This window comes from Lacipirellula sp., assembly GCF_965279485.1.
In the GTDB taxonomy this organism is placed as follows: domain Bacteria; phylum Planctomycetota; class Planctomycetia; order Pirellulales; family Lacipirellulaceae; genus Lacipirellula.
Genome location: NZ_CBDIIC010000002.1, coordinates 3224236 through 3237403, shown reverse-complemented (window position 1 = coordinate 3237403; position 13168 = coordinate 3224236). Strand labels below are relative to the sequence as shown.

Below are 13168 nucleotides of genomic sequence, written 5' to 3'. Positions count from 1 at the left end.
ATCGGCCTCTACTCTGCTTGGCATCGTCGCGCGAAACTCCCCCTAGAGAGTTAGCACCTCATCGCGAGACAGGGCGCTGGCGGTCGATTTTTGGTGGGTTCGCCCCACCGTACACGACCTTTTCTGGATAACTTACCATTTTTTAATTGACGGGCCGTTCTGGCCTGCATATCTGGATAGAAGAGTCGCGTCAAGGAACTTGAGTCTCACGGAAGTCTTCGGGTCATTCCAGCTCTTTTCGGTTCTACTCGGAGACTCGCTAATGACTACTCGACTCGCCCAGGGAGCGGTGCGCGCTTCCCACACGCTTCGTGCGTTCGCTCGTTCGCGCACTCTCGCGTTCGCCTCGCTGGCCACGCTCTTGTCATGCTGCTCCGCTCCGGTCGCCCACGCGATCAACACTTCCGCCAGTAGCAACGGCTACGGCATGTTCGTCGACCTCAACGCGCTCAACGTCGTCAATCTCGACGTTGGTCCGTTGCCGGTCGGTGTCAACGGCGTCGCTCCAGCGCCATACGCCAATTCCGACACGGTGCTGAACGTCAACGTCTCCACCAGCGTTCCGGTGGTAGCCACCGCGACGGCGACGGCCGGCTCGGTGACCGCCACGGCGGCCTCCAACGTCAACGGCGGCGTCGGTTCGCGAACCACTTCCGCGTCAGGCGGCGTCGTCGGCGCCGGTATTAACGCCGTGACGTTGCCGGTGCTTCCTCCCGGCATCACGCTACTCGGCATCAACGGCACGCTCAGCAGTACGGCGCAAATCGCCGGCGATTTCGGTTCGCTCACCGCCACCGGAACGACTACGATCCAAAGCCTTGGGCTGACGATTAGCGGTATCCCCGTCAATCTGTCGGCCTACGTCAACGTGCCAATCGCGCCGAACACAAGCGTTAACCTCGCCGCACTCGGCATCGCTAATGCTTCGTTGATCCTCAACGAGCAAGTCGTCGCCGGCGATCAGAGTTCGATCGCAGTGAATGCGTTCCATTTGAACGTGAACGTCGCCAACTCGATCGTCGCGCAAGTGATTCTGGGCCATTCACAAGCCCAGATGACCGCTGTCGCGATTCCTGAACCAGCCACCGTCGGCATGGCGACAGTCGGCATGGTCGGAGCCGTCGCCGCCGCTCGCCGCCGCACTCGGCGCGGCGCATAGCTTCTTCCTGTGGCGCGCTCGGCGGTTCTCGCACCGCCGGGCGTTTTTCATCCAACCCCCTCGTCGGCGTTCCGTTGCTGCGCCCAACGCGCAGCAACGGAGCGACTAGGAGCCGCCATGGAGTCGTCTCGTTCTCGCACCTGCACGATCATCGATCTGAAACTACGGCAAGTCGAAGCCGCCACGCGACGCTTCGCCATTGAATTCCCGCCTGACGACCAAGAGCTTCTCGCGGTCCTTTTGATCGGCCCTTGCGCCGCCAACAAAGTCGACCTTGCACGCCGCCTGCATGGCATCGGCCCGCGCAGTCCCAAGCCATTCGTGAGAATCGACTGCCGCCACTCAGCGGGCGTACAGTTCGCCGCGTTAAACGGCACGATCCGCAGCACGCGCCCCATTGCCGGGACCGACGATCCGCCGCGACATTTTTTCCGCATCGCCAACGGCGGAACGCTCTTTTTCGATCATTGGCTGCCGGGTACTCGCACAACCTGCGCGCACCTGTTCGCCGAGCTCAATCGCAGCCACAGCGCGCCCCTAGCCGCCGCCGATCCATTTGCAATCGACGTCGCCGTGACGATCGCCGTCGACGCTCGCTGGACTGATCGCGGCGACGACGAATGCCTCATGATGCACGTGCCGTTGGCGACGCTCGACGACTATCTCGCGTACCTTAACGCCGATGCACACGCGGAACTTCTAGCCGCGAATTAGAACGGCTTCTTAGTCGCCGCAGAGACTGAAAGACCGAAGAAAAAGCGTTCAACTCGGCGCTACTTACCGGCCTTCAGCGTTCGCACGTATTCCGCCCAGAGTTCATCGACCGTCTTGCCGGTGTATTGCTCCCACAACTTGTCGTCGTACTCGCCCTGGCGCATCGCGGCGTTGAATTTCTCTACAAGCTTGGGATCGTGTTCGGCAACCACGTAGTCGAGAAACGCAGCCGTCGTCTGGTAGCTGTCGGTGTAGTTCGCGCGATCGGGATTAGGTTGCCGGCGCTTCTCAACCGGCTCATACAAGAACCAGCGGATGTAGTCTGCCGCCCCCTCGACCATCCACCCCGGATTGCGATGGGCGCCGCGAGTCCGGCCGTATTGCTGGACAATGTGAACCATCTCGTGCACGACGGCTCCCGCCGCTTCGCCATCGAGATTCTGCGCGAACCACGGTGCGCTGCAGTGAATTTCGGTCCCCATCGCGTGCGCCACGCCGCCCATATCGGAATGGAAGGTGATTGTGAATCGTTCCGGCGCCGCGTAACCGTCGCTCGGAAGCAGGTCAACGATTTTCGGATACCACTCGGTGCAAATCGGAATGAGCGTCTCTTTGATCCAGGGCATCAAATCGGGCGCATCCGAGGCGTCAAAGACGATTTCGTACTTATCGCCGATTCGCACCACTTCCGGCGCCAACTGCGCTGGGGCCTCATGCTCGCGGCCGTCGTCGACGTCGATTTCGCTGAAGAACGTCTGACCGAAGGGCGTTTTCATCTCCGTCGGTGCGATGTCGAACAGCAGGTAGCGAAACGTCCCGAGATCGCGCCCCTTAGGCCCCGTGATGTTAACGCCATGCTGGCCTCCCTCGTCACCTTCTTCGGGGCGAGAATCGACGCTTGCGATCAACTGCCAATCAGCCTCCGCAAGTTCATCGTGGCCGGCCGATGCTACATCAAACGATTTAGCGCGTTGCTTGTCGCCGTAAAGCTTGTAAACCTGCGGCCCGCGCGACTGAGGATGCCAGGAGTAGGAGCTAATTTTTTTGACGCCGGTCGACTCGCCAAGATCCACGAGGAGCCGGCCGCCGTTGGATCCGGGCGCGAAGAAAAAATTACTCGCCGGCTCGTCAGCACCTCCGGGCAGCTTGCCATCAGTGAGCACGAGCGGCCGGCCGCCGTTCTCGTCGCGTCGGCCGGCGACAATCTTCAACTTGGCGCCGCTGGCGGCGTCTGTTGCCGACGGGCTGGGAATCTTTTCAAAACGGAACTCGGGAGACTCCTGCTCCCCCCGATTGATCTCGACTTGCACCTCCGATTCCGCCGCCGAGAGGCGGGGCGAAACCGCGAGCATCAGCAGGAGCGACGCCTGAAGCCAAATGCGACTCATTCGTTCAGTCCTCACGAAGCGGGGAAGTCGCGCGACGGGCGTCTGCATGTCGCACTGAGCGACAAAGCTCGTCGCAGCGAGAGATTCGAATTCGGACGACTCGGCGAGATGCGAACCACCCAAAAGGAGAAGGGGCAAAAGAGTACGCCCGGAGGGATTCGAACCCCCAACCCCTGGTTCCGAAGACCAGTGCTCTATCCGATTGAGCTACGGACGCATGAGTGATTCCACGCCCTCAAGCATACACCGGAAACAACGCAGCCGAAAGCGGCGGAGAATCGGCCCGCGGCGAGCATCCTGCCGCATTAATTACTGCAGCCGGCCGAGCAGCGCCAGCAATCCCACGAACACCGCCATGAACCCCAACACCCACGCGGCGAAGCGGACGGCGTGCTGCAGAATCGGCTTCATCAGTTCGTGGCGCGTCGCTGCACAGACCAAACTGACGCTCACGATCAGCGGCAACGAGTACCAGATCGTCGCCACCGAGGCTCCGAGAAGCAGCATGGAATTAATTTCAAGCATCGCGGTTGCGTCTTAAATGAATTGAGCGAGCCATAAAGCGGTTGCGGTCCCAGGCGTTCGCGAAACGTCACTCGCCCGCATCGCCCTTGCGCTTCGGCAACAGCACCAGCGGCCCTGCGTAGGCATCGCAGATCACCAAAATATTCAGCAAGCCGGCAATCACGGTGTAGATCGTGCCGACTTCAAACATTGGGTGCATCGCGACGGTCCACTCAGCCAATTGATTCGGCTGCTGTGTTTTGTGTTCCGAGGCGTCGACCAGCGTCTGCGGCGTATCGTACGGCGGCGCCATCAGCCCGCCAAACGCTGCGGGCTTTCCCTGAACTCGTAAGTGCCGCTGCCATAGCGCCGGCATCGCCGGCAAGCCAACGCCGAGTTGGCAATAGTACTGCCACCGCCAGGGCTGCTGCCCCGGCGGCGATGCATAAACCACCTTGCCGCGGCCCAGGAACAATCCGAATAGAAATGTTCCGAAGATGCAAACGAAGAACAACGCCCCTTTGCCAGTCCGCCCTTGGTAGATGTGCCCCAAACCAGGCACAAGCCAGGCGAGCAGCGCCGCGATCCATGGCTCTTTGAGGTCGATCGCAATGGGCTGATCGCTCAAAGGAACGTCGTAAGCAGCTGGAAGAACGGCTTTCGCCATGGAAGCTCAGTGGTCGGAATGTGGTAAAGAAATTTGCTGCGAGCGACCGCGTCGCTGAGAACCGGCGTGCAAGCGATCGCCAGCATGCCGCCATTCTACGGGGAAAAGCAACTCAGCCCCAGGCCAGCGCTGCGGCAGGGGGCCATTCTTGGCATTCGCCGCACTGGGTCGAATCTTCCCCGCCCGCGTACTTTCTAGCCCCGGGCTTCGCCCGGGGGCCGGTATCCATTCCGACAAATATCGTCGCGCGTAGTGCACCCCCCGGGCAGAGCCCGGGGCTTCAATGAATTCGGCCTGACCAAGATAGCCGGCCTTAAGGAGCCGAGATGGCCCCCGTCCGCGGCTTCGTCGCCGCAGCAGCATGCTTCGCGGCCACGCGCACTTCAGGCTTCACGTCGACTGTCGCCGCGGCGACGACGACTGCCGGAGCAGCCGCCGGCGGAGCCTTATCGACGATCTTCGCGCCCACTTCGACGGCAGGCGTCGCGACCTCATGGTTCACCGCCAGCGAAATCGGCGATGCTTCCACTTCGAGCGAGGCGAGTTGGCGCCGGCCATCGGCCTCTTCGCCGCGTGGAGCCGCCGCCATCGCCAGCGCGATCGCCGCGCTGGCCTGATGCCGACTCTCTTTGTTCGTGCGAACGGTGCCTTCGAGCTCGATATGCACGAACGACCCGCCCAAGCTCCGCGACAAGCGACCTTGTTCATTCTTTGCGGCAGCCAGCGAGCGGAACGCAATGCCGGGCGTGTCGCCGTTCACTTGCTTGTTATCGTCGTTGTCGGCGTCGAGTTCGGTAAAGACGTAGCTCGACATCCCTTGCTCGTCGAACGCCGAATCGAGCGCGGCAATCTCCGGCACAATGGCGCCGTCGCCGGTCGAGGCGACGACTTGCGTCCCCGCGGGGAACTTATGCTTCTGTCCGGCGAAGCCATGAATCTGCCACGCCGTCACTTGGGCGAGCGGGCCGATCCACGCCGCATGCACCTGATGAAAAATGCTGTCGACCAGATCCGGCACATCGGCCTTGTCGCGATGGGCCCCGGCCAGCAGCAGACCGCGAGCTTCGCACTCCGCGAAGATCTGACCGCCGACTTCCGGCGTGTGCATGTCGGCGTACGGATGCGGCACTTCGACGATCGCGTCGACCTTGCTCTGCGGGTTGACGATGTACGAGCCCCAGCCCCGAATTGTCTTCACAGTCTTGAGGTTCTCACGCAGCACATAGTACTCGTGCTTCGTGTCGACGTCGGTGAACTCGATCACCTCGTAGCCAAGCTCAGCAGCCTTACGGGCGGCGACTTTCACGTCGCCCCAGGCGAGGCTGGCCGCCATGTGGCGGAATGCGTGCAGCACCGGGGTCGGATCGACGTACGGGCGATCATCCCGGACCGGCGAGCCGAGAACGTATTCTTTGCCGGAGAGCTGTTCCACCAACTCGGAGAAGTGGCCGTTTTGCTTGACGATCAGTTCGGCGTCAGCTGGACCAGCCAGCGCGCTGCAGGCGACGATCGCTAGTAACGACAGTACGGCCATACCCTTGCTCATAGGGGCGCCCTTTCCTTCTTCCATGAATTCGGAGGCGCGACAGCGGCCAGGCGTCATGCGCGGCGGTGCTGCCGACGATACAGCTAACTCTCGGACTCGCTAGGCGAGCCCACGTAAACCAGTAGTCACTTCCGCGATCCACGGCCAACGCAAACGCGAGGTTAGCCGGTCGGCTTCAACGAGCCGCAGCAGGGCGACCATCGCCCGCGCAGACCCATCGAAACACGGAAGTCGTCGCCGCCCGCAGCCTCTTGCGCAATCACCCAAGAGACCAACGGCGAACCGTAGCTGCGGCGGTGATTATCAGGAATGCCGCGAAGCGAGCAATACCGATTTCGTTCACCGCCAATGCCACCTTAACCGCCGTTGCGCGGGCAACGCAAGAAAAAAATCGGCCGCCACGGTCGATTCTGCGCATTGCCGCGGTCTCGCTCGCGCTCGGTCTAGCCCGAAAAAAACCAGAAACAAATGACGAGGGATGCCGCGCGGGGCATCGACCAGGACAAGCGGCGTCGATTTTGCGCCTCTACCCGAATTCCCTCCTCTCAGCTCGCTAATTTGAAGGAGATGTAATCGTTGCGGCGAGTCGCACCGGGGCGCCGCCACTGCTAGTACATACGCGACCGCAGGGCAGTTGGGTCGGAAGCTCTACGTCACTCGTCAACCGGATCAGAGAAAGCGACAAGCATGAACAGGCTCTCCGCACGGCAAGCCGGCGCCATTGTCGGCGCATGGATCATCTCTCTCGCCAGCTTCACGACGCTAGCACCCTTCGCGAACGCCGACGTCTACCCCAACCCCTCGATCGCGGAAAACGCCCGCACGCCGCGAGCCTTCGGCAAGAAGCGGGCGCTCTACTACGTCGTGCACGACGACAACGATCTCTTCACTCCCGCCGAGTGGACGACCCGCGTCACCTCGATCCGCACCAAGGAACTCAGCACCCGGGAGTTCTTCGCAGAGAACTCCGGCGGCGAATTCGACATCTACTACGATCCGATCATCGTCGACGCCCCGATTCCGCTGAACGCCGACGGCACCCGGCCGAGCAACTGGTACACCCTCGCCAACAACATCGCCACCGGGACGTACGGGCTGAATCTTTCGAACTATTACATGTTCGCTTACGACGTCGTCGACACGACGTCCGACCCCGACCAGGGCTGGGCCGGCCTCTCCACCAGCAATCGCATCTACCTGCAGTCGACGACCCAGCGCGTGATCAACCACGAAATCGGCCATCAAACCGGCGCCGACCACGCCAAGGCGATCCGCCAGCTCAGCGACGCCAACTACCATCCCTACTATTGGGACAAGGGCTCCGCGAGTTACAAGGCGTACGTCCCCGGCGTCTCGCCGTACGTCGCCGTCCCTTTCGGCGCCCCCACCTACGAGTACGGCAACCCGATCGATACGATGGGCTCCGGCACCGGCCAATTCCGCATTCGCGAGAAGCTCGAGGATCTCGGCTGGCTCGACGAGTCTCAGGTCCCCGACCTCAACGACCTCGGCCCCGGCACGTTCAAAATCTACGCTCACGACCAGCTCCAATCCGTTACCGATCCGCAAGGAAACTTCGGCGTCGTCAAAGGGTACGATCCCAACGTCTTCTACGGGCTCACGTACGACCGTCCTGCCCAACAGTTTTCGAAGACGCTCGGAAAGTTCCTCCCCACGACTCAAACGATTGATCTCGAATATCGCGCCGGCACGAATGGCGTGGCGTTCTACCTCGACGGCCAAATCGTCGACCTCGATCCCGCTGGCGGAACAACCAGCAGCAGTGCATTGCGACTGCTGAAGGTCGGACAATCGATCGAAGATCCCGACTTCGGCATGTCGACCTACCTCGTCGCCGCGGGCGCCATCAATCAGGTTCCCACTGGCGAGGACTTCCTCGACTACAACCCGCCGCCGCCGTCGCTGCTCACCGCCGACTGGTTTCACTTCGCCATCCTCGGCACGGGAAGCGACGCCATCGGCAGCTATATCCAACTCTCGATTACCTCCGCTTCGTCTCTCAACGGCCTCGACGGCGACCTCAATCAAAACGGCCTCGTCGACATGACCGACGTGCAGTTCTTCGTCAGCGGCTGGCTCCACGATACGTCGATCCTCGACACGCACGGCAAGTACCTCAGCGGCGACATGAACTTCGATGGCGCCACCAACCTCTCGGACGTCTACCTGTTCCACAAAGCGTGGCTCGCCGCGGGCAACGCCGCGATCAACCTGCAGGCGATGCTGCACGGCGTTCCGGAGCCGAGTTCGCTGCTGCTCCTACTCCCCGCCGTCGCCCTCATCGCCATCCACCGCAAAAGAAATGGGGAAGGCGGAATGAGGAGTGGGGAAGAAACCGCAGCCCAAACCAACCAACTTTCCACTCGCTCCCCATTCCCCACCCCCCATTCCCCATTCGCTTTTCTTGCAATCGCTTGCGGCCTAGCCACTACCCTCGCCGCCACGCAGGCCGACGCGAAACTCGTCTCGCACTTCTCCTTCGACGCCTCGACGCGCAACGGCCAAATCTACGCCAACCTCGTACCCGGGGCCCTGCAAGCGACCGGGCAATCGAGCAGTTCCACGTTGCCCATCAACATCGCCGACGGCGCCATCGGCCAAGCGGTTCGGTTCGACGGCGCCACCAACTACCTCAACGCCACCACCTTGGCCATGCCCCGGAGCACGGTCGCGATGGCCTCCGGGTCGATCGCCTTCTGGGTTCGCTCGTCCAGCGAGACTCAGCAGCAAGCCATCATGGGCGAGGTCAACAGCGGCACGAACACCGCGTTCTCCGTCGATTTCGGCGAGAGTTCCGTCGACGACTTCCGCGTCTATGTCCGGGCCCAAGGGGGCGCCGTCGCTGGCCCCAACACAGAGAATCCGCTCACCGGCTGGAATGACGGCGAGTGGCACCACATCGCGGCCACTTGGAGCAACTCCATCGTGACAAACAACGCCGTCTACTTTGACGGAGTTCCGGTCAGCGCCGCCCAGACGGTCTCTCCGGGAGCCCTCTACAGCTCGTACCAATATTCGATGATGATCGGCGCGCTCAATTCCCGCGGCACGCCCACACGACATCTCGACGGCGATCTCGACGATCTCCGCATTTACGACAACGCTATCGATCTAGAAACAGTCCTCGGCCTCACGGGCAATCCGGTCCCCACGCTCAACGTCGATCGCGCCACTGGCGCGCTCACGCTGGTCAACACAACCAACGGCCCGCTAACGATGCTCGGCTACAGCATCCAGTCGCCCGGCAACAAACTCAACCAAGCGGCCTGGACCTCAATCGCCGACCACTACGACGCCGACCTCGCCGGCCCCAACCAAGTCGACCCCGACGACTCTTGGCTGAAACTCTCGGACCCATCTAGCCATAGCGACCTGAGCGAGGCGAACCTCATCGACGCCGGCAATGGTGCGACGCTCGCCGTCGGCCAATCGGTCTCGCTGGGCGTCGGCACCTGGACGCCAAGCGCGCTAGAAGACCTGAAGATGACAATCGTTCGCGCGGACGGGTCCACGCTCCCCGTGCTCGAGTCGTACGTCGGCGTCATCTCGAACGCCGACTTTAACTCGAACGGCGTCGTCGATGGCGCCGACTTCCTCGCCTGGCAACGCGGAACAGGCATCGCCGTCGGGGCCACTCGCGCCCAAGGCGACGCCAACAGCGACGGCGCCGTCAACGCGCTCGACCTCAACGCCTGGAAGCAGCAATTCGGCAACGCCACGCCGGCCATCGCCGCCGTCCCCGAACCCGCCACAGCCTGCCTCCTATTGGCCCCCTGCCTCGCCCTTAGCCCCGGGCTCCGCCCGGGGGCCGGCTGCCGTGCCGATAGGCATCGTCGCGCGTGAGGTCCACTTCGGCAGAAAAGCCCGTTGAAGCTCGGGCTCGGTTACGGTGCGAATGTTCTGGCCCCCTCCCCCTTGAGGGGAAGGCTGGGGAGGGGGTAGGTCGCTGGTACCCGCTTCAATCACCCTCCCTAACCCTCCCCCTCAAGGGGAGGGGACCAGAGAGTTTCGTTTGATTGGATCCTTCAGCGAATAGCTGCGCATAAGCGTGGCAAAAACACGCTTCCGCCACCCCCTCAGCCCGCATCACCGCCCCGCCTAAGGAGCTATAAACCGACCCCAGAATTTGCTAAAATGCCGGGTCCTCGCAGCCTGCCCGCCCAGCGCGGAACAGGCCGCCCGAATCACCGCAGAAGGATCCCCGCGTGTCGACCGATAATTTCGATGGACCTGACGCTCCGAAGTTCCCCGGCGTGCCGAACGGCTTCGACGACCAAGCACAGAACATCGCCGCCCGCCTGATCGACCTCCCGATCGAGGACGAGCTGAAAGACAGCTACCTCACCTACGCGATGAGCGTCATCGTCAGCCGTGCGCTCCCCGACGTGCGTGACGGTCTGAAGCCCTCGCAGCGCCGCATTCTGGTCGCGATGAACGACCTGAACCTGAGCCCCGGCGCCGCGCGCGTCAAATGCGCGAAGATCTCCGGCGATACCAGCGGTAACTACCATCCGCACGGCGAGTCGGTCATCTACCCCACGCTCGTCCGCATGGCGCAAGAATGGAACATGCGTCACGTGCTGGTCGACAAGCAGGGGAACTTCGGCAGCATCGCCGGCCTCCCGCCGGCCGCCATGCGGTATACGGAAGCGCGGATGTCCCCCTTCGCGTCGTTGATGCTCGACGACCTGAAGCTCGACACCGTCGACTTCGTTCCGTCGTACGACGAGCGCCATCTTGAACCAACCGTGCTGCCGTCGCGGTTCCCCAACCTACTCGTCAACGGCTCGGGCGGCATCGCCGTCGGCATGGCGACGAGCATTCCGCCGCACAATCTCATCGAAGTCTGTAGCGCGTTGATCGCGCTGCTCGACAATCCGGCGATCAGCATCGCCGAGCTGATGGAACATGTGCAGGGCCCCGACTTCCCCACCGGCGGCATCATCTGCGGCCGCACCGGCATCCGTCGCGGCTATATGACCGGCCGCAGCACCGTCCTTGTCCGCGCTCGCACGACGATCGACGACAGCGGCAAGAAGGCCCGCATCCTCATTCACGAGATTCCCTACCAGCAATCGCGCGACGCAGTGATCCTGAAGATCGCCGCCCTCGCCGGCGAAGGAAAAATCCCCGGCATCTCGGACGTTCGCGACGAGAGCGATCTCAAGGAACCGGTTCGCATCATCATCGAGCTCAAGCGCGACGCCGATCCCGACGTCGTGCTCAATCAACTCTACAAGTTCTCGCCGCTGCAAGACACGATCTCTATCATCTTGCTCGCCCTGGTCGACGGCAAGCCGCGCGTCCTCACGCTCAAGGAGATGCTTGAGGAGTTCATCCGCCATCGCGTGACGGTCATCCGCCGGCGGACGCAGTTCCTGCTCGCTCGCGCCCGCAAGCGCAAGCACACGGTGCAGGGCCTGTTGCTCGCGCACGCGAACATCGACGAAGTGATTCGCGTGATCCGCTCGTCGAAGACGCAGCCCGAGGCCAAGATCCGCTTGATGGAAATCAAGACCCCCGGCGCCATGCTCAAGCGAGCGCTCGGCGACGAGGGCTACGCGCAGTTCCAAGCCGAACGCGGCGTTGTCGAGGAATACTCGCTCACCCCGGTGCAAGCCGACGCGATCCTGCGGATGACGCTCGGCCAGTTGGTGAATCTCGAACAAGAGAAGCTCGCCGACGAGCATGCCGAGTTGCTCGCTGAAATCATCGACCTCAGCGGCATCCTCGCCAGCCCGGCCCGCATCAACGGCATCATTCGCGACGACTGCGAAATGCTGATGAAGCGCGGCGACGCCCGCCGCACCGAAATCAGCGGCGAAGAAGTCGGCGAAGTCGACCTCGAAGATCTGATCGAGGAAGAGACGATGGTCGTCTCGATCAGTCATCAGGGGTACATCAAGCGGACCCCGGCCAGCACTTACCGCGCGCAACGCCGCGGCGGCAAGGGCATCAAGGGCGCCAAGGCCGACGATGATGATCCGGTCGAACACCTGTTCGTCACCAGCACGCACGATTACTTGCTGTTCTTCACGAACCTCGGCAAGTGCTACTGGCAAAAGGTCTACAACCTGCCGGCCCTCTCTCGCGAGAGCAAAGGCCGCGCGGTGGTGAACCTGCTCAACCTCGCCGAGGGCGAGCAAATCGCCAACTGCCAGGCGATTCGGGACTTCGATCTCCCTGATCACTGCCTGATGATGGCCACCCGCAAGGGCCTCGTGAAGAAGACCGCACTGAAGGCCTACGGCCGACCGCTGAAGACCGGCATCATCGCGATCAAGCTGAAAGAGGGCGACGAACTGATCGACGTCGTCGTCACCAAGCCAGGCGACGAGATCATCCTCGCCACCTCGCTCGGCATGGCGATCCGCTTCAGCGAAGCGGACGCCCGCCCGATGGGCCGCAACTCGAGCGGCGTGAAGGGCATCAGCCTCGGCAAGAACGACTCGCTCGTCGGCATGGTCGTCGCCGACCCCGACGCAACGCTGCTCACCGCCTGCCTCAACGGCTACGGCAAGCGAACCCCGTTTGGCCCGAACGCCGCTCCCGGCGAAGTCGCCCCGCTGGCCGACGACGCCGATGGCGCCACGCCGGCCCCCGCAGCCGCGGAACCAGCCGCCGCTGAAGACGAGTCGTCGTCGAGCTTCCGCTACCGCACGCAAAACCGCGGCGGCAAGGGCCTCCGCGACATCAAGACCACCGACCGCAACGGCCCGGTGGTGAGCATCGTCCGCGTCGACGACACGGAAGAACTGCTGATGATGACCGCCCGCGGCAAGATCCAGCGGATCAAGGTGAGCGACCTCAACATCATCGGCCGCAACACGCAGGGCGTGCGCATCATGTCGCTCGACGAAACCGACAGCATCGCCGCGGTGGTTCGCGTGCCGCAGGAAGAAGGCGGCGGTGAAGAGCCCGCCGTCGAACCAACCGCGGAAGCGTAATCCGCGGCCCCGCCAATCGGCCCGCTATCCCACCACGCCCATTTAGCCGCGGGGCTTGCCCCGCGCGGGCGAATCGCGTAGGTCAGGCTTTCAGCCTGACAGCGCTGCCATTAAAGCATGGGTGCCGCTGCCCACTGCATGTCGGGCGATGCCGTTAAACCTCTGCGCATCCTGCTGAACGCAACTCCGGAGGAGCGGCATCATGAGCGGGGGGCGGAAGCC

At 62.8% G+C, this 13168-nt stretch carries 8 protein-coding genes and 1 tRNA gene; 4 read left to right on the top strand and 5 right to left on the bottom strand.

Features of this window, described 5'->3' with window-relative positions; genetic code table 11:
- The first annotated feature begins 262 nt into the window (after positions 1–262).
- Both ACQY7R_RS20570 and ACQY7R_RS20565 read left to right on the top strand, forming a co-directional pair.
- On the top strand, positions 263–1159 hold the full coding sequence (locus ACQY7R_RS20570) for a hypothetical protein (protein WP_428307429.1): 897 nt from the start codon (positions 263–265) through the stop codon (positions 1157–1159).
- Positions 1160–1276: 117 nt separating this feature from the next.
- A complete protein-coding gene (locus ACQY7R_RS20565) occupies positions 1277–1873 on the top strand; it encodes a sigma 54-interacting transcriptional regulator (protein ID WP_428307428.1) in 597 nt (198 codons plus the stop codon).
- 59 nt (positions 1874–1932) lie between these two features.
- Here the strand turns inward: ACQY7R_RS20565 and ACQY7R_RS20560 are convergent, their stop codons facing one another.
- The 5 genes from ACQY7R_RS20560 to ACQY7R_RS20540 all read right to left on the bottom strand — a co-directional run bounded on the left by ACQY7R_RS20560 (position 1933) and on the right by ACQY7R_RS20540 (position 5978).
- Entirely contained in the window at positions 1933–3261 is a 1329-nt protein-coding gene (locus ACQY7R_RS20560) for a basic secretory protein-like protein (protein WP_428307427.1), read from the bottom strand.
- Positions 3262–3404: 143 nt separating this feature from the next.
- Positions 3405–3478 (bottom strand) — tRNA-Arg (locus ACQY7R_RS20555).
- A gap of 92 nt (positions 3479–3570) precedes the next feature.
- A complete protein-coding gene (locus ACQY7R_RS20550) occupies positions 3571–3768 on the bottom strand; it encodes a hypothetical protein (protein WP_428307426.1) in 198 nt (65 codons plus the stop codon).
- A gap of 85 nt (positions 3769–3853) precedes the next feature.
- A complete protein-coding gene (locus tag ACQY7R_RS20545; RefSeq protein WP_428307425.1) occupies positions 3854–4432 on the bottom strand; it encodes a DUF6677 family protein in 579 nt (192 codons plus the stop codon).
- Between the two features lie 313 nt (positions 4433–4745).
- Positions 4746–5978: a hypothetical protein gene (locus ACQY7R_RS20540; protein WP_428307424.1), complete on the bottom strand. Its 1233-nt coding sequence runs from the start codon at positions 5976–5978 to the stop codon at positions 4746–4748.
- A gap of 687 nt (positions 5979–6665) precedes the next feature.
- Between ACQY7R_RS20540 and ACQY7R_RS20535 the strand changes: the two genes are divergently transcribed.
- Together ACQY7R_RS20535 and gyrA are read left to right on the top strand one after the other, a co-directional pair.
- A complete protein-coding gene (locus tag ACQY7R_RS20535; RefSeq protein WP_428307423.1) occupies positions 6666–9842 on the top strand; it encodes a LamG-like jellyroll fold domain-containing protein in 3177 nt (1058 codons plus the stop codon).
- 362 nt (positions 9843–10204) lie between these two features.
- A complete protein-coding gene (gene gyrA / locus ACQY7R_RS20530; RefSeq protein ID WP_428307422.1) occupies positions 10205–12946 on the top strand; it encodes a DNA gyrase subunit A in 2742 nt (913 codons plus the stop codon).
- Positions 12947–13168 lie beyond the last annotated feature (222 nt).